Consider the following 23214-nt stretch of genomic DNA (forward strand, 5'->3'; position numbering starts at 1 on the left):
GAGCGCAACGGAAAGTATTCGATTCATCGGTTTTACAACAATACAAACTTTTCAAATCAAGCTATTTCCAATATGAAAAAAAACTTGAAAGGTACAATTAAAGAATTATTGTATAACACTCCTTACTTAAAACAAAATTTTCTTGAATTAAGTAAGTTAAGGTTATATAAAACTTGGGTTCCTCCAGGTCATTTTTACTCGCCAATTCCATCATTAACCGAGATTAAATCTAAAGAAGACGAAATATTTAGCAAACACCTTACAAAAAAAGTTTCTGGAATTGATTTGAATGAACAAGCGCAACTTGAGCTATTTGAAGAATTTAGCGAATATTATCTAAGTTTACCTTTCACTCCCAATCAACAAGAAAATCTAAGATATTTCTACGAAAACATTTCCTATTCATATTCTGATGCAATTTGTTTATACTGCATGATTAATCATGCAAAGCCCAAAAAAATTATTGAAGTAGGCTCTGGTTATTCATCTTGCTTAATTTTGGATACTAACGACTTACTATTTAATAGTTCAATAACTTGTACTTTTATTGAGCCTTACCCACAATTATTATTATCTTTAATCAAAGAAACAGACAAAAATAAAATCGAAATAGTCCCTACAAAGCTTCAGAACGTGGACATCGGTAAGTTTTCTGAATTAAATGCGGGAGATATTCTTTTTATTGACTCAACTCATGTATCAAAAGTAGATAGTGATGTTAACCATATATTCTTTGAAATATTACCGCTTTTAAATAAAGGAGTTTATATACATTTTCATGATATTTTTTACCCTTTTGAATATCCAAGAGAATGGATATTTGAAGGTAGGGCGTGGAATGAGGCTTATATGCTGAGAGCCTTTTTACAATATAACCGCAACTATGAAATAGTTTTTTTTAATACATTTCTAGAGCTTTTTCATCAAGATAAATTTATTCAAAGAATGCCGTTATGCATGAAAAATACAGGAGGTAGTATTTGGCTTAAAAAAAATTAGTCAAATTTAAAGGAAATATTTTGAGAAAAAAACAAAAATTTTATAAATAATCTATTTGCAAAAAACTGATAAAAGCTGACAAAGACAAAGTCAACATATTGTCAGATAGAGATTGTTTCAATTCAAAAAATTAACTTTAAATCGTCAATTTAAATTTGACCTGAAGCTAAGATTACAGTTCGTAGCTTTTATGAAATGCAGGCATTGTAGTTAATAAAAATGCAATTAAAAAATTGATTTTGACTTAGAAATACAGATTTATTTAATCAAACTAAATACATAGAAATTTAGTCAATTGTTTTTTGTGTTAGAGAAGCAAACGAACTTGCTTGACAATCGGTATTTTAAAACTTCACCCGTTTTCTTTAAAAAGCAAAATATGAATTCAAATAGAGTTCATTCCAAACTAAAAGTTGAGAGTAATTCAATGAGAATGAGGATAATGTCCAAAAAAACCGATCCCCAGAACAAACATCTGAAAAAATGTTTGCATCATTCAGCCATATTTTTAAGTAGATCTCTACTTCTAAGTACGTTCTTTCTGCTTGTAGTAGGAATACGTCAGTCTCATGCAAGTATAATTGACTCATTGACTGAAATTTCACGATCTATAAATAGGAATTGTTCCAGAATAGAACCTTCGTACGACATAACAAGAGCTGGACAAACAGCTTTCAGACATCGAATAGACCGCTGCGGAGAACGTGCCGAGCTAGAAATGAGCAGAACCGAAATCGGCAAAACCTATTGGTACGGCTGGTCGATGTTTGTCCCCCTAGACTGGAGCGATACCGATCCAGGTTTTGATATTGTCAACCAATTTGCGGCTTGGCCTAGCAGACCAGGTAGGAGATATCCGTGTGGTGGTGTTGGTTCTAAAATCTCGCGCCGAGGTAGTAACTTTATCTTAGATTTCCAACGTAGAGGCGATACTGTAGATGCTGTATGTACTAACTACACTTTAGCGCGAGTTTCTGAAATAAGAGGGCAATGGACTGATTTTGTAGTGAACGTCAAATGGACGGGGAACAATGATGGATTCTTTAGACTTTGGATGAAAACAGGTAGCGGTGACTACATTCAAAAAATCAACTATCAAGGAGCTACGTTTTGGAATGATGAAGGTACAGGACCGTATTTTAAAATGGGATTATACAAAGGCAATCCCAACTTTCGAGGTCCTGCCCCTCGAATTATTTATACTGATGAATATCGCTTAGGCGATGCAAATTCTAGCTTTGGACAAGTTGCACCTTGAGATTGTTTGAATTAATTGGTTAGGATGTTCGCGATCGGTAGCTGAGTAGTTAAGTTTATAGAGCGATATGGTAGCAATTAAAACACTACAATACTTTGCCTCAGATCGGACTTGGAAAAGCCAATTTCCTTAACCGATCGGTCTATCGCTTTTTGAACTGAATCGATATTTCATCCTTTTATCTACTGAAAATATCAACTAATTCAGGTGTTGGTAGCGTGTTACAAATACCTGAATTAGTTCTTTAGACCTCCTGCGTGAATACTTAAATTGTCATCCACACGCGAGGCGAAACATCTGGGAGATTCTTCACTACACTACGTTGCGTACCCTTCGGGAAGGCTTCGCCAACAGAATGACATCCATGATTTTTTGATTCATGCAGGAGGTCTTTTGTATGTGTTTGTTTATAAAAAAATAATTTTTTTGTATATATTTTTCTGCTATATACTCAGAAATAACTACAATTTCCAAAAATATTGGTGCCACAAAAGCCAGCTTTGTCAAGATAACTGAACTTTTCCGAACTTTTCTGTATCGACAAGTTTTTGCTGTTAAGAGACCATAACAAGGAAGCAAAAATGTGTATATCAGATTTGTTAAAGTATAAATGAGGCAGCACTATAGCTGCTAAGTTATTCAGAGAAGACACTAAGAGTGCGCTCTAGTAGCTTTGGTCAAGAGAGTACCTGTACTTAAAATACCTTCTTGGCTTTTCAAGATTAGTTAATTTTAAAGAAGAGAGAGAAGAAATTTCAGAATTGATTCATGAGATTCACTGGTAGCTATCAGGCGATTCTTTACTTCTCAAGCAGTAACTTTTAATACAAATTCTTAGACCTTACCTTAAGGGTATAGGCAATTATTTTATTAATTATAGAATATTTGTAAATCCGCGATCGCATCTATTAGCTATTCTTTATAAATTGCTAATGCTGTTTTATTTGAATAACTTAAAACGCAGGCATTGCCCTGTAAAACTGTTATGACAAGCTTTTGAGATATGTTTTATTATGTTTTGCAATCATGAACTTGAAGTATCTGTCATTATTCCAGTTTATAACGGAGGAGAGAATTTTCGTCGCTGCTTGTCTGCTCTAGCTAACACAATCCCTTCTCCATTAGAAATTATTGTGGCGGCGGATGGAGATACAGACGGATCTTGGTTGATAGCTAGAGAATTTGGGACTCAAGTTGTGAGAACAAATACACGGAGCGGTCCAGCTGTAGCACGTAATTTAGGAGCTTGTTTTGCTCAAGGTGAGATCCTATTTTTTGTCGATGCCGATGTAGTCGTTCGTCCAGATGCTATCAGTCAAGTAGTCAGCACTTTCAAGCGCGAACCAGACTTAGCCGCTCTGATTGGCTCCTACGATGATACCCCAGATGCAACCAACTTCTTGTCACAGTACAGAAACCTGTTGCACCACTACGTGCATCAGTCTGGCTGTGAAGAAGCTTCAACCTTTTGGGGTGCTTGCGGTGCTATTCGCCGCGAGGTGTTTCTGGAAGTTGAGGGTTTTGACGATAGTTATCGACAGGCTTCCATAGAAGATATTGAATTGGGCTATCGACTCAAACAAGCTGGTTATAAAATTCGACTGAATAAGGCATTGCAGGTTAAGCACCTAAAGCGATGGGAAGTTGGTTCTCTACTGAAGGCTGACTTCTACTATCGTGCCCTTCCCTGGACAGAATTGATTTGGCGCGATCGCCTATTAATTAACGATCTGAATCTCCAAGTTTCTAATCGCCTGAGCATCGTACTAGTATTCGGGTTACTTATTGCTGTAGGTGCAGCCTTCTGGTGGTCTGGATTTTTAGCCGTAGCTTTGGGAATATGCATGGCGCTCTTATTTCTCAACCTACCTGTCTATCACTTCTTTTGGCGCAAACGGGGGATACGGTTCGCGCTCCAAGTCATCCCCTGGCACTGGTTTTACTACTTCTATAGTGGTTTAGCATTCATTATCGGTACAGCGCGCCATCAATTGCGGCAGTGGGGTTGGCTCAAAACGAGTTCTTCTAAATTTGTGTGAACTCAGAATTTAACTAAACAACTGGATTGACCCATATATGAATATGAACCATTATTCTGTCGTTATTATCGGTGCAGGTCCGGCAGGTCTAACTGCTGGCTACGAACTTATCAAGCAAGGTATCAAACCTATAGTCTTAGAGGCAGGCGATAAGGTAGGTGGAATTTCACGGACAGAGACATATAAAGGCTACCGCTTCGACATTGGCGGTCATCGCTTCTATACCAAAATTGGTGAAGTACAGCAAATTTGGCAAGAAATTTTAGCAGCCGATTTTATCAAAGTTCCTCGGCTATCCCGGATTTACTACGGAGGTAAGTTTTACAGTTATCCACTGTCGTTGTTCAATACGTTATCCAATTTGGGCATTATTCCGAGTATCTTTATTTTGTTTAGCTACTTGAAGGCAAAGGTCAAAACGAGATTGTTTCCCGGTCCTGAACCGGACAATTTTGAAGACTGGGCGATCGATCGTTTTGGTTATCGCCTGTACAGGATCTTCTTCAAAACATATACTGAGAAGGTTTGGGGTATTCCTTGCAGTCGAATTCGGGCAGATTGGGCAGCTCAACGTATTCAAGGGATGTCGCTCAAACGAGCAGTTGTTAACGCTTTATTCGGTAGTCAAAATGCTAAGAGCTTAATCAAAAAATTTGACTATCCAGTTTTAGGTCCAGGAATGATGTGGGAGCGTTGCCAGGAAATTATTGAGAGTCAGGGTGCTATGGTGCAACTGAACACCGCAGTAACTCGCATCGAACGGGAAGGAACTTGGATTAAGAGCATTACTGCCCGACAAGGAGATCGCACAATTCAGATCTTTGGCGATCGCTTCATCTCTAGTATGCCTATAACAGCACTAGTACAAAGACTCGATCCGCCAGCACCCGAGCGGGTACTGACAGCAGCACGTAGCTTGAAATATCGGGATTTTTTAATTGTGGCGCTGATCGTCAACCAACCAGATTTATTTCCTGACAATTGGATTTATATTCACAGCCCAGAATTCAAAGTAGGGCGGATTCAAAACTTTAAGAATTGGAGTGCTGCAATGGTTCCCAACCCTAATAAGACATGTCTGGGGATGGAGTACTTTTGTAGTGAGGGCGATGCTCTTTGGGAATTATCTAATACAGAATTGATCGATCTGGCAAGTCGCGAGGTTGTCGAATTAAACTTAGCGTCTAAGTTATCCGCGATCGAGGATGGATTTGTGATTCGTCAGCGCAAAGCTTATCCTGTATATGACGGCGAGTATCGCCAGCATCTCCAAGTCATTCAAGAATATTTAAAGCAGTTTGACAACTTACAAACGATTGGGCGTAATGGAATGCATCGCTACAACAATCAGGATCATTCCATGCTAACTGGACTGCTAGCAGCTAAAAACATTCTTGGAGAGCAGCATGATTTGTGGAATGTCAATACCGAACGCTCTTACTACGAAGATTTTACTAAAGAAGAGAGATCGAGTCTGAAAAAGCAATCTCAACTAGAAAAATTGCCTACGGCAATCTCTAGTAAAGTCAATTAAGACGATATCGTGTCTGTCTAATTGCCAAACCTCATTCTTAAATTCCTCTTGATTAAAAAACGTAACTGCTAGAAACAGAGACTGAGTAGCATGACAAACCCTCAAGTCACGATTGTTGTAGCACCGCGCGAACGTTTCAGCTATGCTCGCCAGTCCCTGGAGAGTATTTATGCGAATACATGCATTCCATTTGAGCTGATCTACGTAGATGGTAATTCCCCTACTGAGGTACAGCGCTACTTAGAAGCCGCAGCACAGGAAAAAGGTTTTCAACTGATTCGGACAGATTATTACCTTTTCCCCAACCGCGCTAGAAACTTAGGCTTAGCTCGCGTTAACACCAAGTACGTCGCCTTCGTCGATAACGATGTTATCGTTTCACCTGGTTGGTTGGAAGTATTAATTCAGTGTGCTGAAGAAACTGGCGCTACGGTTGTTGGACCTCTGATGTGTCACGAGGAACCAGTGCATGAAGTCGTCCACTGTGCTGGCGGGGAAGCACGTGTTGTATGCGATGCTACTGGTAGAAGGCGCTTGCGGGAAAAGATGTACAAACAAGGTCATCAGGTAGTAGACGTGCGCCCCAAGATGCAGCGGACGCAAACGGAGTTATGCGAGTTTCACTGCATGTTAGTCCGCGCTCAAATATTTGAGCAACTAGGTTTCTTCGATGAGTTAATGCTTAATTCCAAAGAGCATTTGGACTTCTGCATGAGTGTGATTCAGGCAGGAGGAACAGTTTATTTTGAGCCGAGTAGTATCATTACATATGTGCCAGGACAACCCTTGAAGCCTACAGATCTGCATTTTTACATGCTGCGTTGGAGCGATGCATGGGAGTTGGCTAGCCTAAGTCGTTTGCGCGAAAAATGGCAATTAGCAGAGGATAGCTACTTCCAACATAAGTACAAAGCTTTGGGATGGAGACGCAGAAACACAATTCTCCTTCCTCTCATCGATCGGTTAACCTTGGGAATTAAAAATCAGTCTCTAGAAAAAATATTGATGTATGGTCTTTTTGCACCACTAGAAGCACTACTGAATCGTTACCTGACTGCAAGTTATGCTAGAAGACACCTAAAGCAGAAAAATACTCAAGCTGCGCCTGCTCTAGAAGAACCGATCGCGACAGCAACACCGCGATGCTAGGTGCAGATGCATGAAGATTCTTCTGATCAATGATTATGGTACAGCAACTGGGGGAGCCGAGTTACAAATGCTAGGCTTGCGTCAGAACTTGCGCGATCGCGGTCATGATGTTCGCCTATTCTCTAGTCGTGCTATGCAAGTTGCTAGCAGCTACTGCCTATCTGACTACAGTTGTTTTGGCACTACAACTCGATTGCAAGTTTTGTCCCAGACTGTTAATTTCTCTGCCTATTTAAAGCTACGCCAGATTCTGCATGAATTTCGACCTGATGTGGTTCACGTACGCATGTTTATGTGGCAGCTTTCACCACTCATCCTTACTTTACTTAAAGACGTGCCGTGTTTGTACCAAACAGCCGTGTATAAAGCAATTTGTCCTGTAGGCACAAAACTTTTGCCCGATGGTCGTCCCTGTAAAGCTACTGCTGGAATTGCTTGTCTGCGCGATCGCTGCCTTACACCTCAATCTTGGGCAGTATTGATGGTACAGCGGCAACTTTGGCAACGCTGGCGCTCTGCTTTCGATCTAGTGGTTGCCCTTAGTTACGGCATGAAAGCACAGTTAGAAGCAGAAGGGATTGGAGCGATCGAAGTTGTACACAACGGTGTACCTGTTCGACCGATGCGTCCACCCCTTGCCAATCCCCCAACAGTTGCTTTTGCTGGACGGTTAGTGTCAGAAAAAGGGGTTGACGTTTTGTTGCGAGCCTTTGCACGTGCTAAAGCACAAGCGCCTAAAGCGCAGTTGCTCGTTGCAGGTCGGGGTTCAGAGGAAGATGCTTTACGAGCTTTAGCGGCGGAACTTGGCATTGCAACTGACGTGACTTGGTTGGGACACTTACCACGTTCTGAAATGGAAAAACATTTTGATTCAGCCTGGGTGCAGGTAGTACCTTCACTTTGGTCAGAGCCATTTGGTAACGTAACAACTGAGGCAATGATGCGCGGTACATCTGTCATTGCTAGTGCTGTTGGCGCACAGCCAGAGATTGTTGTTGATGGTATTACGGGTTTTTTAGTACCGCCTCTCGATGTGGATGCCTTGACCGCTGCCCTGTTACGCTTATTGCTCAATGCAAGCTTAGCCGAGCAAATGGGGCGAGTTGGTCGTCAGTATGCTTTAACCTACTTCAGTGAAGACCGATGTACGGAGCGGTTCTTGGAAATTTACCAGCGGCTGCGCGCATCGGCAGTAAGCGTATCATCGTCGCGAAACCGATCATGAAGAACTATTCCGCACGACGAAGAACGGATCTACAAAGACCGGAACTACCACCAGCGATCGTTTACACGCCAGAGAATCTGCTCAGGCATCCAGTTCATCTATTCAAACTGATGTGGCGGGACTTGTTAGCTTCTCGCGAACTGGCATGGCGGCTGATGGTGCGAGATATTAGCGCTCAATACCGTCAATCATTTCTAGGTTTTATCTGGGCATTCTTACCACCGCTGGCTATGGCAGCAGGATTTACACTTGCGAGCGAGTCCAATATTATCAAAATTGGTGTCACGGACTTGCCCTATCCCGCCTATGTGATGTTTAGCACGGCACTGTGGCAAACGTTTGTAGAAGCAGTCAATGGTCCAGTACAAGCTATAAACTTGTCGAAGCCGATGCTAGCTAGAGTCAATTTTCCCCGAGAGGCAATTATCTTAGCAAAGGTAGGTGAAGTATTATTCAACTTTGCCATCAAACTCATCTTAATTGTGGCATTGTTTCTCTGGTATCAGATTCCTATGAGGTGGACAATCCTTCTCGCTCCCGTAGCGCTAGTTCATTTAATTATGCTGGGGACGTTAATTGGTACTCTATTGTCTCCTTTGGGAGTTTTATATCAGGATGTGTCAAAAGGTCTAACAATGGTAACCAACTTTTGGCTTTTTTTAACTCCAGTAGTTTATCCCGTTCCTAATGAAGGAACCTTTGGGTTTCTGGTGAAACTTAATCCCGTCACTCCGTTATTAGTAACAACACGAGAGTTAGCAACAACAGGAGATATCTCAAATGCTGGTGGGTTTTGGATTGTCAGTGTCATGACTTTATTTGGAATTTTGCTGACATGGGTTGTATTTCGTCTCGCGATACCTTACGTAATTGAGAGGGTAAGCTCATAATGTCAACTGAAATAATAGATAGAAAGACTGCAACTCACCCCAAAAAAAGTGAAGTCGTTATCTCCGTCGAGCGGCTCTCTAAGAAGTTTTGCCGAGACTTAAAGCAGTCTTTATTCTATGGCATCCAAGATATTACAACAGATCTAGTGGGTGGGAGGCGAAAAAGTGATACTTTACGTCCAGGTGAATTCTGGGCTTTAAAAGATATCGATTTTCAACTGCGGCGAGGAGAAGCACTGGGATTGGTTGGAGCAAACGGTGCTGGAAAAAGTACCCTGCTACGAATTATTAGTGGTTTGATTAAGCCAGATACTGGCAGTGTAAAAATTAGAGGTAGGGTGGCTCCATTAATTGCCCTGGGAGCTGGATTTAACCCTATCCTAACGGGACGAGAAAATATCTATGCAAATATGTCAATTTTGGGCTTATCAACTCAAGAAATTAAAGAGAGATTTCAAGATGTGATAGATTTTGCCGAAATCTGGAATGCTATTGATGCTCCCGTACAAACTTACAGCTCTGGAATGGCAGCCCGATTGGGATTTGCTTGTGCAATTTATACGGAACCAGAAATTCTCCTGATTGATGAAGTGCTGGCTGTAGGAGATATCAAATTTAAAGCTAAGTGCTATCGAAAGTTACATGAGCTGCGCGATAAAGGTACATCTTTTATTTTGGTCAACCATAATCCGCAGGCAATATTGCATATATGCGATTTTGCAGTATATCTATCAAAGGGTGAATTAATTGTGTCTGGCAAAACAGAGAAAGTCATAGAAAAGTATGAAAACGATTTATTTTTGAACGATACGCATGAGTCCTCGCAAGTTTTGTTTCTGCCAGAAAAAACAGAATCTGAAAGTTTAGGACTAGATATACGATCGCTCTTCTTTAGAGATCTTGAAGGAAATATTATTAAATCACTAGTAAGCGGTAAACCAGTAAATTTCTGTGTGGGATGTCAGGCGCATCAGAGGGTTGATAATGTTACTCTTCACTTGAAAATTAAAACAATAGGTGGTGAAGGTGGAATGGGTACAGTTTTATTTCTGAGTGGCGAACACGATGAAAAATTTTTTGAAATTCCTTCAGGCAAACAAGAGCTTCAAGTTGAACTGCCTTATCTAGGGTTAGGACCTGGTACATACACTATGAGTATCAAATTAAAGCAGAGTTCTATTTATACTTTTGATGTGGTTGAGTCATTCAGGTTTACAGTCAAGTCAAATGGAAAAATGAGTGAATGTTGTTTTTATCAACCACGCCTATGGAAACTTGCGAGTCCAGAAAAAAGCTAACCCACTCTTGAGCTATTCAATCAAACAGGTATTCTTCTATTAGCACAGTTTTTAGCTATAGATTTAACAATTACTGTAAGTTTGTTCTACTAACTCTACTTAACGTAGTCAAGATATTAATTAAATTTGTTACTCATAATGGATAGAAAATTTAGAATAGCACGAGTTTGGTCGAATCGAGAACTTAAGAAGTTAGCTCCCCTTTTTAAAGGGGATGTAGTTAATATTTCTGCATGGGACGATCGAGATAAAGAAGGAGGTTACTACCAAGATTATTTTACTCAAAAAGATCGCTATTACTTCACTAATTATTCTGGGGAGAGAGGGTGGCAGGGCAAGCAAAATGAATATTTCCTCGATCTAACACAAGAACTCCCCTCCGAACTACACCAAAGATTTGATGTGGTGTTTAATCACACCACATTAGAACATGTCTTCGATGTAAGAAAAGCTTTTCAAAATCTTTGTCTTGTATCGAAAGATATCGTTATCGTTGTAGTTCCCTTTTGTCAGAAACAGCACGGAAAAGATATGTATTGTGACTTCTGGCGTTTCACGCCGACTTGTCTCAGATATTTATTTAAAGAAAATGATTTTGAAGTTATATATGAAGCACAAAGTCAACACAAAAATGCTGCGATTTATCTCTTGTTTGTTGGTTCTCGTTATTCTGAAAAATGGAGGCATATTATGCCAACTTACAAAGAAATTAAAGAGTGCGGTAATTGGATCGGTCATCCTTTACATCCATTAAACTTTCAATTCATAAAAAATATTTTAAGTTTTTTGAAAAATTTCCGTTTTGCATTCTAGGAAATTTAGTTGTCATTACAATGGTTTGACGTAGCTAATAAAGTCCCTTAATACCATCTATTACAAGCAATTTAATTGTCTAGAATTGCTTCACAATTCTGGAGAAAACTGCATGAAATAGACTATCGGAAGTATATGACACATGAGCAACCTTTCTTCTCAATTATTATCCCTACGTACAATCGCCCAGAACGACTAGCAAATTGCCTTCAATCGATCGCTCAGCTAAACTATCCCCCAGATCGCTTTGAAGTCATAGTGGTAGATGATGGTAGTGAGACACCAATAGAGCCAGTTGTTGCATCCTTTCGCAAACAACTCAATCTCACTGCGATCGCGCAACAAAATTCTGGTCCAGCAAACGCACGCAACACTGGTGCGACTCTCGCCAGGGGTAAGTTTCTAGTGTTCACCGATGACGATTGTATGCCTGCTCCTGAATGGTTGAAAACCCTAGAGGTTCGTTTCAAGGCAGCACCAGATTGTCTCGTCGGTGGTCGGACGCTCAACGCCCTGCCCGATAATCTCTACTCAACAGCTAGCCAAGTACTAATTGATTTTCTCTATGAGTACTACAATGCCGATCGCGATCGGTCAAGCTTCTTTGCCTCTAACAACCTAGCTTTACCCGCAGAACGTTTCCACGTCCTGGGCGGCTTTGACACCACTTTTCCCCTAGCTGCGGGAGAAGATAGAGAGTTTTGCGATCGCTGGTTACAGCACGGTTACGAAATGATTTATGCACCAGAAGCCCAAGTTTATCACGCTCATAAACTCACGTTATACGCATTCTGGCGACAACACTACAACTATGGGCGCGGTGCTTTTTGTTTTCACCAAGTCCGCGCTCGTCGCAATATGGAACGCCTCAAAGTAGAACCTTTATCTTTTTATTTCAACTTGTTAAGGTATCCTTTTTCGCAAAAATTGGGTCAACCAGCACTAGCGATCGCAACTCTATTTATGTTGTCTCAAATCGCCAATGTATCGGGCTTTTTTTGGGAAACAACAAGTTATTCAAGATGAGCTAATCGTCTTTTTAGCTCTGCGTTTCATGACATTATTCTATGATATTACTGTCATGAAATAGGTTCTTCCAACTACTAAAGAATCTATTTAGAGCCAGCAATTCTTACCATTCTTAGCGATCGAAACATGCTTGCTTAGGTATTAGCTTAAGCCAGCAATCTGTGTTGCTTGACAACTAGCACTCGCTTTCACTGCATCGAAAACAAATAAGGCGATTTAGCCAATTAATTCTGAATTGATTCCATTTAGAGGTATAAAATGAAATTCTCTCAAAAGCTACAACATCTAGCTCAAAAGTACTCACTATTGCAAGCGCATAAATTCTCTAGAATATTTACTTCTTTACTCGTCACTTCTACTCTGTTCTACACTCTACCAGCGCGATCGCAAACTAGCTATTTAGGGATCAACAACGGTACTGGATACAACCCCGATCCCACATTTACCGACCGCTCTATCCAGCAAACCAAGGATTTAGGTATACAATTAGTTCGTATGGGTATGGATGGAGTTTATGGCAATCGAGAGGGTGCTAGCTTCAATTGGTCGGCTAGAGATATTGTCGTTAACAAATATATCCAAGCTGGACTGAGAATTCACTCAACAATTTCTCCTCGCCATCATGTTGACCGAGATAGTAACTACGAGCAATGGAAGGCAAATTATCGCTACTTTGTACGTAACGTAATGGAACGTTACAAAGGCAAGATTTTCTACTACATTATCAACAATGAACCTGAGCTAGATTTTGGCAAAGGTACGATGACAGCACAACAATGCGTAGATATGACTCGCATTGCTTACGAAACAGCAAAATCAATTGACCCTAACATCAAAATTGAATCTCCCCCTCCTACAAGTCCTAGCAGCTATATCTTAAAAGAGATGATCGATTTAGGAATCGATAAGGTCACCGATTTTATTGGCATTCATGCTTATGGGGGGCAGATTCGAGAAGGTGAATTTGGCAATCCCTGGCGATTGCTAGCAGCTCGTAATATTAGAAAGCCAGTTGTAGTAAGCGAATCCGGTACAATTTCTAGTTGGTATCAAGGTTCTAGTACTGAAAGAGAAAACTATCGCAAAAGATGGTTTGTCATCTTTGGACAACAGCTAAAAAGATACGGCTATAACCATGCATTGTTTTTCGATCTGGACAATCATGGCGAATGGGCAATTTCACCGAACTTTAACCCAACAGCAACGTACTATCAAATTCAAGATCTGCGGTTGAACAAGAAGTTCTCTAACCCTGGTTTTGAATTAGCTAACAACGCAGACAACGAATGGGTACATTTCGATAACGATGATGTCCGGCTGGGAGCTTCGCCAAATGTTGCTTTTATCTGCGGCGATCCTAATGGAGCGCGTGGGGGCAATTGCTACGCCAGACTCGATAGTGGTAGAGCATCACGAGGTAAGCAGATTTTTATCCGCCGAATTTTAGGCGATGTGCCAAAAAATCGAAATATAAAAATCGGTGCATGGGTGTATGTTAATGGCGGAGCAACAGCAACGCTCAAAGCTTTGGGCTATGACTATCTTGATGGTGATGCTGAGATATCAAAAACTGCAAGTCAGAAAAACGTTTGGCAGTATTTAGAAATCACCGTGCCGATTTCAAGATACTGGGCGGTTGTCGAACTAGGTACTTCGGGAACGGGAAACTCAGGAGACTATGTAAAATGGGATGATGTAAGCGTTGTAACACCTTAAATAGTCATTTGACGATATACTAAAATATCCTCTAGATTTCTCCAAGTCAGTTAAAGAAGTCTCAAGTAAAATATTGCTCGATCTACATGCCAATCGCAAACAATAACCGTGCAGTCTGTTGAATTCTATTTCTAGAAATCATAAGATTTGAGAGTTTTAGGGACGGGTGCTTAGCAACTATTTCTACATCTAACAGTTCTTGCTTTTTGTCTGATGATAAAAAGCAAGAATTAATCCATATCTTGTCATGCTGACAGTGAAGATAGAATTATCAAATCGGTCATTTTTTAGAAACCCTCTAAGAGTTTTTTATGGATGTTCTACTAAAAGCTAACAAGCGACTTAATCGTTCTATCCTTGGCTTGAGAAAACAGATATCTTGGTTAAACTTTGCATCTCAAGAAGATACAGCTTGGATAAATGTGTTAGTTATCGTTTTTTTAGTACTCGGTTTGATTGGTATTCTCAATCACGAAATGTGGCGCGATGAGCTACAGGCATGGATGATAGCTAGAGACAGCTCATCTCTGATTGATTTATATAACAACTTAAGATATGAAGGGCATCCGAGTTTATGGTATATCTTTTTATATGCAATTACTAAATTCACTGATAATCCACTAGCAATGCAACTTTTTCATTTACTAATTGCCAGCGGAACAACTTATGTGTTTGCCAAGTTTTCTCCTTTTACTAAATTGCAAAAAATCTTATTTACTTTTGGATATTTCCCCTTTTATGAATATCATTTAATTAGTAGAAATTATAGTTTAGGTATTTTATTGATTTTCCTTTTTTGTCACTTTTTCACGCAGCAACAACGAAACTACCTACTTCTATCAGTTATTCTAGCTTTCCTAGCAAATACTAACGTATATAGCTTAATCATTGCTATTTCTTTAGCAATAACTATCGTCTTTGAAAAATTTTGTACTAAAAGCTCTGCTACTAAGAGATTAAATTTTACTAACATAGCTATATTGACTTGTGGTATAGCAATAGCAATTGTTCAAATTATTCCACCTACTGATGCCAAGTTTCAAGGAATTGCCAAACAAGACTTAACGCCAATCAATCACATTAATTACCTTCTATTTACAATTCTGCCATCCGTGTGGAAAAGTTATATTCCTATACCAAATTTTCTTAATTATAATTTTTGGAATACTAATGCTTTTATAAATGATAGTAGCTCTAAACTTATACTACTATGTATTTGTTTATTATCTTTATTACTATTGCTATCTGCCATAGCTCTATTTAATCAGAAACCAGTTGTGTTATTTGCATACACATTCGGAACATGCCTTCTGATCTGGTTTGCTTATGAAAAGTTTTTCGGTTCTTTAAGGCATCACGGACATTTATTTATTCTGTTTATTGCTTGCATATGGATTTCCACTTTCTATCCTGAATCAAATCGTCCTGTAATTTCTTTTATTAAAGGTGCAGCCAAATTTCTAAGCGATCGCAAAAATCAATACGTAAACTTTTTATTATGCATTCATCTTTTAACTGGGATTTATGCTTATAGCATGGATTTAATTTATCCCTTTTCTGCTAGCAAAGAAGTGGCAAAATTTATTACCGATAGTCAATTACAAAATAACTTAATTATTGGTAGCCAGGACAATGAAGTTTCTCCCATTGCTGCTTTATTAAAACAACCAATTTATTACTTTGAGAGCAGTAGATATGGTAGCTTTATTAACTGGAATCAAAGAAAAAATCTTGACTTCCAAGCAGTAGCTCCTACTAAATTAAATAGACTTATACAACAAGATAACAGAAAAAGTTTACTGATACTTAGTCATAAACTCAATCAGGAGATACCAGGGCTTCATCTAACTGAAATATACAACTCTAGCCAGAGTATTGCTCCTGGTGAAACTTATTATTTATACCAGGTAGAATCTAAAACTGGGGTTTGAGATTTCTGTTAAACTTAATTTTTAATTTGAGCTAAGCTGTTCCAAGCTGGAAAAAAGACGTGAAACAACAATTCTCGCTGCTTGGCAGTCTCGTAATCATCTATGAGTATTTCTTACAAATTTATCCGTGAATTTGCAAAGTAGCGAGAGTGATGCGTGAATCTTACAACTGAAGGATAAAAGCTTTACTCTCCCGATCGCATTCTTCTTTTTTTGCTAAAGATTGAATCCAGTCCCATTCTCTTGCCAACCCGTCTTTCAACGCAACCTAGGGTTGATAAAGTAGTATCTTCCGAGCTTTTGATACATCTGCCGCTGTATATAGCTTCAATCTTTTGCGAGTATTTACAAAAACGCTCGGAGAATTAATACTACTTTTCTAGTAGTTGCTGAACTGCAAGTGAAAAGTTATTCCATGTCAAGTGTTCGACAGTTTTTCTAATATCTGTTTCGATCTGATAGGCTTGTTCGATTAACTTGCATACTGATTCAGCAGATGCATCAACTTCAAAAAGAAAGCCATTGTTGCCGTGGTGAATAATGTCGGGAGCAAATCCAGTTTTGCTCGCCACAGGAACAACATTGCACATCATAGCTTCAATCAGAGGAATAGGACCACCTTCTAGGATTGCGGTGGAGACGAAGACATCCATTTGGGCGTAGTAGCTAGGGTATTCGGCATAAGACGCTTCGATATAAGAAAAGTTAGGCATGGCAGTCAGCTCTGTAAACTTTTCATACCGATCCCAATCTCTACCTAGAAGAATAAACTTTCGGTGAGGCAACATTTTAATAATGTTGAAGATGCGATCGGGATCTTTACGAGCATAATATGCAGTGCAGAAGCCAATAGCTCCATTCATGCGCTGATGCGATCGGAAAAGTTTTGGGTCGGCTCCGCCGCCGATAATGAAGCTGACTTTCTCAGGTTTCACTCCATCGGCAAGCATTTGTCTAGCGAATTGCGAACACATAGAGATGACTTTCGTGGAACAGTTCATCGCATAAACAAATTCTTCATTATTGATGATGCCTTTGGGGTGAGTGTAGAAAATAAGCGATTTACTACCCCAAAGACATGGATTTAGTTTTAAACATGCTACATAGAATGAGTAGTGAGCGAAAAAATATCCTTTGGATAAAGGTAGGGAAGAAGATGAGTAGTGAAAGCAGTATTTTCCTTTAAAGTAAGTAGCAATCTCTTTACATATTGCTTCAAGTATCCAACCTTTACTTTCTTCAAAAATCACGAAAACGAGATCGTAATATTCACTTGAAGATTTACTAAAATACTTATCGATCAAAAAATCAGTGTAGCGAATATAATAAAAGTATTTGTAAGTTTGTATTTTAAATATTTTAAACGTTAAAAATATAAATTTGTAAGCTATTTTCTTAAGGAACTTGCGTATAATTTCTATATCAAATTTAGTCATGTTGCATAATTATGTATGACTTAATCTGGACAAGGCAGCTAAGGTTCTTTTTACCATCTTTTCTTCAGAAAACTCTTGAGCGCGCGATCGAGCATTCTGTGCCATCAGTTGCATCTGTTCGGGATGTCTGAGAGCCCAAAGAATGTTTTCTAGAAAACCATAACTATCACCTGGATGGCATAACAAACCATGAACGTTATTTTTCACAATTTCTGGAATACCGCTTGCATTTGAAGATACGATCGGCAAGTTATAGATCATTGCTTCTAATAAAGCCCAGGGAAAGCCTTCAGAATGTGTCGGAAATATAAAAAGATCTGCTGCTTGCAGAAGCCTTGGCACATCAGATCTGTAACCTAGCAGCAATACCTTATCTTCAATTCCATATTCTTGCAATCTACTGATTAGATTCTTTGATTGACCTCCTCCAGCCCACACGAACCTAATATTTGGAAACTCTTTGATTAGATATGGTGCTATCGGTATAAGATCGCCATGACCCTTGCGAGGATTTAAGTCAGCAACTGTTAGTAAAATTTGACTTGTTTCAGCTAGTCCTAGCTCTTGACGTACTTGGCGACGAATTTCAACAGTTTTTTCTAAGGCGTTACGATGACTTGAAAGTAAATTAGTTCTAGCGCCATTATAAATTTGAACTATTTCTGTTTCAGGAACATTAAATGATTGACATATAATCTGGCGATCGCATTCTGTGATCGCAATCCATTGCTGATTTCTAGCACGAGCCCATGCGTAAAGTTTCAATCTTTTATTAGTAAATGCCTGGTTGGGAAAAATCAGAGCAAAACGTACAGCTGTTGGCTTTTTTAAAAGCGCGCAAGCAAGTATAGAACCTAAGCAGAGATCCGCTAGGGGAAGGTTAATCAAAACAAAATTTGGCTTAACCTTGAGTAATAAGATAAGAGTTTTAAGGAACCACAAAAATTGCCATGTTATTTTCTGTTTCTGCGCTTCTACATCATCAACGGTTGCCTCATGATATTGCACGCCACTCTTTGAGAAGTCAGTAATTAAGGATACTGTTTTTTCAGTTTTGGGAAATGCTGCATGTACATCCCATCCTTGTCTTACAGCTGCCGACGCAATAGTAAGAGAGTATTCTTCAGCTCCCCCACGAAGCCGTGAAGGAAAAAGGATTAGTAATCTCATCTTACTTTTATTGCTCATTCTAAAACCTGAATAGCTGACATTTGTACTGTATAATGCAAAAAACTAAAAATACTATGTTTTTATTTCTCAGCAACCACAAGACAAGTAATATAATATTTACGCTGTTGTCTTTTTAGTAAAATTTTTTGCACGAGCTTACCTAATAATCCAGATAAGTTGAACGCTTCAGTCAACAAAGGTAGTAAGGAAAGCTGATTAATATAGTAATGTTTTACAACTTTAAAGCCTGCTTCTTTAACTGCTTCAGTAATGGTATCCATATCAAAAAAGTTGACATGAGTTCTATCAACCCAATGATAATAAGTCATGAGGCTTTGACGCATTCCAGAAGTAACATCGCAATTTGGAACTGTAAGAATCAGATTTTTACGGCAAATCCTATAGTACTCTCTGAGAGCCTTTTTTGGTTCTGGTAGATGTTCTAACGTTTCAAAAGAAAGAACTGTATCAAAGCTACTATCTTTAAATTTAAGTTCAGAAGCATCTGAAACGGAAAAAAGATGAGGCATTGCATTCCAGGTTTCAAAATGCTGAATGTCAACACCTAAAATATTGTATCGATCTGCAAGTTTTAGTACGTAGGTTCCATTACCACATCCTACATCGAGTACAGATTGCCCAGCATTTTCTAAAATAGCATTTAATCTTTCAGTATTTACTCCTCTAGCAGCATACGAAATAGAGTTTTTGAGTGTTAACATGTATTCCTTCCAATCATTTGTTTAAAACTTTGTTCGTACTATGAAACTATGAAACTATGCTATTTCAGTTATTATTTTATTAATTTGATGCAAGCAACTGCACCTGCACACACAGGATTAGATGTATAAAATAAAGGATCGTTAGAGCGGTGTGTATTATATCTTATGGATGAACATAAATCCGAACTACATAGATTCCATCCTTTATCTGTATATTTATAGTAAGTAATGCTGTGTTCTGTAGGTACAAAAGCTTCAACTATTCTATTAACCATTGTTTCATCAAACTGCTGAAACCAACCAAAATCCTCGTAAGTACCAAAAGGTACTGTAATAAGTAATGCACCTGAGTTTTTTAACACTCTTTTCATTTCTAAAAGAGCTACTATATAATCTTCTGGATTATGCTCGACTGTAGCCCCATACCTCTGATTGTTCATACCTACATGCTCAATAGTTGATATGCAGGTTATCTGTTCAAAATAATTGTTGATAAAAGGAAGCGATCGAACGTCACCTAATACATAAGATACTTTATTATGATAAAAACACCTTGCATCAGGAGTCAAGGATAACATTGTAATTTCTTGATTTGGATTAGAGCTTAATAACCGATCTAGACAAAATTTATAATTAAGAGCAGGACCAACATCCAAAAGTTTAGAATTTTGATTATAGTTAAGGTTGGCAAAAATCCAAGGATACTCTACTACTCTTTCATCAAAAAAAGCTCCAAAACCTTCAGGTAAAAAAATTTGATGTACAAAACAACTAAAGAGTTCTTTCGAGGAGATGGTTGATTGAATGAATTCGAGCTTAGCTTCTTGATAACCAGGACTAAATGGAATTTTTTGACTTTTATGATAGCTATTGAGAAGATTGGTATAACTTGAAGTTCTGCCTTTTTTTAAAAAATTATAAATTCCATAAGGAACTAAGCCTTTAGCTATGGTATGAGGCAGATACTTAATAAAATCATGCTTTGAGTTATGAATCATTTCCTAATTTATCCAACTATTACAAAAAAATAATTTGATGGGTTAGCAAATAATTAAGCTACTTTCTAAATATATAATCAGTGACCTTTGTACTTGTTGTTTCATCAGCTCCAAATTCTGTTTTTATATGGGCATCGAACTCCGATATAGGCTTGAAATTGCTATAAAATACTTCATTCCTCTTTGGTACTTCAGCAAAGCTAGTGAAACTACTTTTGACGATTTGAATAAAATTACTAGGTTCATAACCCGCTCTACGGATACCATAAGGCCAATACTCTGTAACTAAATATTCTATTTTTTCTAATGTCTTGTGCGCTCCTCTCAGAATTGCTACTTCAGAACCTTGGCAATCGAGCTTCATCAATCTTACTACTTTATTTTTTTCGAGATTATCCGCAAGAATCTCATCTAAGGTAATTGCCTCAACAGTTATAACTGAACGAGAGCTTTCATTATACTTTTCTACTTCTTTAGAGTTAAAGTGACGAAACCTAACTCTATGGTCTCCAAAATTTGATTCGGATAACTCAAAGCTTACAGTAGACTTTGAATCTAAAAGAGCAGATTGATACGTTTTAACTTGATTTTCTACTTGGTTAAGACGGATATTTTCTAGTAAAAGATGATGATTTCTAGGATTAGGCTCAAAAGCAAGTATAAAACCATCTTTACCTACTAAGTTAGCAAGCGTAATTGTGTACCAACCTAGATTTGCTCCTACATCAATTGCAAAGTCACCTTCTCTAACAATCGTTTTTATAAAGTTGGTTTCTGATTCTTCCCAAACACCTTCAAGTGCAATTCTCCACCCTACCGCTTTGTCACGAACATCAAAAGTAAACAAGCCTTCATTAGCTTGTGCAATTAACTGTTTAATATGAGAACTAGATATTGTAGCTTGCGGCAAGTCAAAATCATTTGCTTGCTGCTTATGCATATTTCTAAAAGGGGTAGAGATTAATTTTTTTAAGGTTTTTCCCATCATTTTTTTAAACCAACTGGGTGTAACTTAATTTATTAGTAACTTTCCATGCCCGCGGCTGGTAAAATGAACACTGATTCATACTTTTATTCCCTTTCACTGTAAATCTGAAGGACTCGATCGCATCAAAAAGTGTAAGGGAGTTTTGAGCAATATGAACCTTCATACTGTAAACACCAGGTTTTAAACCTAGATAAGGCATCTGAAGTTGAATTTCAGTATTTTTATCATCTATTTGTAATGGGCAATCATCCATGTATGCCGACAAATTTAATACAATATCATTTTCTCCAGACATTTCTGTAATTAATATAGCTAAACTTAAATCATTAAGTTTTTTGGATACTTTACATCCCACACAAAAATAAGTAGGTTCACCAGTAATAGGATAATCAAGAATATTTTCTTCTTTATCCTTAAAACATAAGTATATGATATATAAATCAGATTCTGAATTCCCAGCTTTCTCTGATAAAAGCATTAATCCTGAAGATTTTTCTAATCCATTCAAAAATAGATCTTGCTCGTATCTATTCATGACTAAATCAGTGTTACCTGTTGCTATCAAATTACCTTTGGATAAATACATAGCTCTGTCACAAATAGACAAGATTGAATGCGGGTTGTGTGATACTAGAATGAAAGATGTTCCTTGTTCGCGTAGCTTAGCTAGTCTACGGTAACATTTAGCCCTAAACTTTATATCTCCTACTGCCAGCACTTCGTCAATCAGGAGAATGTCAGGTTCCGTGTAAATCGCACAAGCAAACCCTAATCTTGCAGCCATTCCCGAACTATAAGTCTGCACTGGAGCATCAATTGCAGCACCAATCTCTGCAAAATCTAAAACAGCCTCAAATCGCTCGTCGATTTCTTTCTTAGACAAACCTAAAATAGACATATTGGCATAGATATTCTCTCGCCCTGTCAGTATTGGGTTAAACCCTGCTCCCAGCGCAATCAGTGGTGCTATTCGACCCTTGATTTCCACAAATCCACTGTCTGGCTTAATTAAACCACTAATAATTCGTAGTAGCGTGGATTTCCCACTGCCATTTGGTCCTACTAAGCCTAGTGCTTCTCCGCGTCGTAACTGAAAGCTAACATCTTTAAGTGCCCAAAACTCGTCACGTCTTAGTTTTTCGCTCTTTTGTCGTATCCCTACTAACTCAGTAGCAATATCTTGTACTGCATAAAGCAGCGATCGCTTCAAGTCTCGGCAAAATTTTTTGGAAACTCCTTCAACTGAAAGAACTACCTCATTATCCAATTGTTGTTCTGATGTTTCCTGGCTAGCAATACTAATTGTCATTAAAAAGTTATCCTCCTACTAACTATAATCAAGAAAAAAGCTGAAGTAAGTGCATCTAACAGTCTGATAAAATATATACAAATATCTAACTCATCGCTTCTTCGCTTTTAGCCAGTATGCAGCTGGAAAATTAGGCACAGAATTATCTATTGACTTGAGTTCGAGAATTTCGTAATCATCTCGCAGCAGATATCTCAGACCATGCTCGGTGAAACGCCAGTAATCATTTGGAGCCATATGAATTGCTTGTCGAAAAGGCAAACCGAGTAACAAAATACCTCCCGAGCGGAGAATTCTAGTTATCTCCTTTAAACCAGCAAGATAGTCATCAACATGTTCAAGTACACCAGAGCAGAACACGCAATCAAATGTGTTATTCTGAATTTGCGGCATCGATCGCACGTCAAGTACCAGATCGACATTGAACTCAGAAGTGGCTTCTGACGTGGTATATGACGAGCATTTCTGGAAATAATCTCGATACCGTCCTCCGTCATTATCTTCGTCAGTATCGCTGCCAATAGAAAGAACACAACCCTCAATATTTGCTGCATGACACTTAAGCCATTGGTTTGATTCTTGCCTTGACTGTGAGGCTTTCGACAAGGTAGTGACTTTTAATGTGTTACGTCTGCTGAAAATATTTAGTATTGAAACAGGGAAGGAACGTTGTGTCAGTACTTTAATCATAAAATAATATTTCTAATTGG

General features: G+C 38.6%; 19 protein-coding genes. 12 read left to right on the forward strand and 7 right to left on the reverse strand.

Translation table 11 applies throughout. The features are described 5' to 3' along the window. Window positions 1–72 precede the first annotated feature (72 nt). From CHRO_RS22525 to CHRO_RS22580, 12 genes are all read left to right on the forward strand, one after another. Entirely contained in the window at window positions 73–999 is a 927-nt protein-coding gene (locus CHRO_RS22525; protein WP_015156535.1) for a class I SAM-dependent methyltransferase, read from the forward strand. 442 nt (window positions 1000–1441) lie between these two features. After that, window positions 1442–2257: a polysaccharide lyase family 20 protein gene (locus tag CHRO_RS22530; protein WP_084739230.1), complete on the forward strand. Its 816-nt coding sequence runs from the start codon at window positions 1442–1444 to the stop codon at window positions 2255–2257. A gap of 1013 nt (window positions 2258–3270) precedes the next feature. Next, window positions 3271–4296 (forward strand): glycosyltransferase family 2 protein, encoded by a 1026-nt coding sequence (locus CHRO_RS22535; protein ID WP_015156537.1) that lies wholly within the window; start codon window positions 3271–3273, stop codon window positions 4294–4296. Window positions 4297–4339: 43 nt separating this feature from the next. Beyond that, entirely contained in the window at window positions 4340–5830 is a 1491-nt protein-coding gene (locus tag CHRO_RS22540) for an NAD(P)/FAD-dependent oxidoreductase (RefSeq protein WP_041462595.1), read from the forward strand. A gap of 90 nt (window positions 5831–5920) precedes the next feature. Further along, window positions 5921–6979, forward strand: a complete 1059-nt coding sequence (locus CHRO_RS22545) for a glycosyltransferase family 2 protein (protein ID WP_015156539.1) — start codon at window positions 5921–5923, stop codon at window positions 6977–6979. 10 nt (window positions 6980–6989) lie between these two features. Beyond that, complete coding sequence (locus CHRO_RS22550; protein WP_015156540.1) at window positions 6990–8204, forward strand: glycosyltransferase family 4 protein; 1215 nt, start codon at window positions 6990–6992, stop codon at window positions 8202–8204. After that, window positions 8201–9094 carry an ABC transporter permease gene (locus tag CHRO_RS22555; RefSeq protein WP_015156541.1) on the forward strand — a complete coding sequence of 298 codons (894 nt, stop codon included), beginning with the start codon at window positions 8201–8203 and terminating at the stop codon, window positions 9092–9094. Before CHRO_RS22550 ends, CHRO_RS22555 begins: the two co-directional genes overlap by 4 nt. After that, a complete protein-coding gene (locus CHRO_RS22560) occupies window positions 9094–10392 on the forward strand; it encodes an ABC transporter ATP-binding protein (RefSeq protein WP_015156542.1) in 1299 nt (432 codons plus the stop codon). Before CHRO_RS22555 ends, CHRO_RS22560 begins: the two co-directional genes overlap by 1 nt. 138 nt (window positions 10393–10530) lie before the next feature. Beyond that, on the forward strand, window positions 10531–11205 hold the full coding sequence (locus CHRO_RS22565; RefSeq protein ID WP_015156543.1) for a class I SAM-dependent methyltransferase: 675 nt from the start codon (window positions 10531–10533) through the stop codon (window positions 11203–11205). 135 nt (window positions 11206–11340) lie between these two features. Next, entirely contained in the window at window positions 11341–12231 is an 891-nt protein-coding gene (locus CHRO_RS22570; RefSeq protein WP_041462598.1) for a glycosyltransferase family 2 protein, read from the forward strand. Between the two features lie 261 nt (window positions 12232–12492). Then, window positions 12493–13950: a glycoside hydrolase family protein gene (locus CHRO_RS22575; RefSeq protein ID WP_015156544.1), complete on the forward strand. Its 1458-nt coding sequence runs from the start codon at window positions 12493–12495 to the stop codon at window positions 13948–13950. 311 nt (window positions 13951–14261) lie between these two features. Further along, entirely contained in the window at window positions 14262–15881 is a 1620-nt protein-coding gene (locus tag CHRO_RS22580; RefSeq protein WP_015156545.1) for a hypothetical protein, read from the forward strand. Window positions 15882–16252: 371 nt separating this feature from the next. Here CHRO_RS22580 and CHRO_RS33530 read toward each other — a convergent pair whose 3' ends face one another. From CHRO_RS33530 to CHRO_RS29965, 7 genes are all read right to left on the reverse strand, one after another. Continuing rightward, window positions 16253–16855: a glycosyltransferase family 4 protein gene (locus CHRO_RS33530; protein ID WP_219335995.1), complete on the reverse strand. Its 603-nt coding sequence runs from the start codon at window positions 16853–16855 to the stop codon at window positions 16253–16255. A gap of 471 nt (window positions 16856–17326) precedes the next feature. Further along, complete coding sequence (locus CHRO_RS22590) at window positions 17327–18505, reverse strand: glycosyltransferase family 4 protein (RefSeq protein WP_015156547.1); 1179 nt, start codon at window positions 18503–18505, stop codon at window positions 17327–17329. A 62-nt stretch (window positions 18506–18567) separates the two neighbouring features. Beyond that, window positions 18568–19209 (reverse strand): class I SAM-dependent methyltransferase, encoded by a 642-nt coding sequence (locus CHRO_RS29955; protein ID WP_015156548.1) that lies wholly within the window; start codon window positions 19207–19209, stop codon window positions 18568–18570. Window positions 19210–19280: 71 nt separating this feature from the next. After that, window positions 19281–20207, reverse strand: a complete 927-nt coding sequence (locus tag CHRO_RS29960; protein WP_015156549.1) for a methyltransferase domain-containing protein — start codon at window positions 20205–20207, stop codon at window positions 19281–19283. A 58-nt stretch (window positions 20208–20265) separates the two neighbouring features. After that, entirely contained in the window at window positions 20266–21195 is a 930-nt protein-coding gene (locus tag CHRO_RS22605) for an FkbM family methyltransferase (RefSeq protein WP_015156550.1), read from the reverse strand. A 4-nt stretch (window positions 21196–21199) separates the two neighbouring features. Continuing rightward, window positions 21200–22504, reverse strand: a complete 1305-nt coding sequence (locus CHRO_RS22610; RefSeq protein WP_015156551.1) for an ABC transporter ATP-binding protein — start codon at window positions 22502–22504, stop codon at window positions 21200–21202. A 90-nt stretch (window positions 22505–22594) separates the two neighbouring features. Next, window positions 22595–23194, reverse strand: a complete 600-nt coding sequence (locus CHRO_RS29965) for a class I SAM-dependent methyltransferase (protein WP_015156552.1) — start codon at window positions 23192–23194, stop codon at window positions 22595–22597. Window positions 23195–23214: the final 20 nt, after the last annotated feature.

This window comes from Chroococcidiopsis thermalis PCC 7203 (genome assembly GCF_000317125.1).
Classification (GTDB): domain Bacteria; phylum Cyanobacteriota; class Cyanobacteriia; order Cyanobacteriales; family Chroococcidiopsidaceae; genus Chroococcidiopsis; species Chroococcidiopsis thermalis.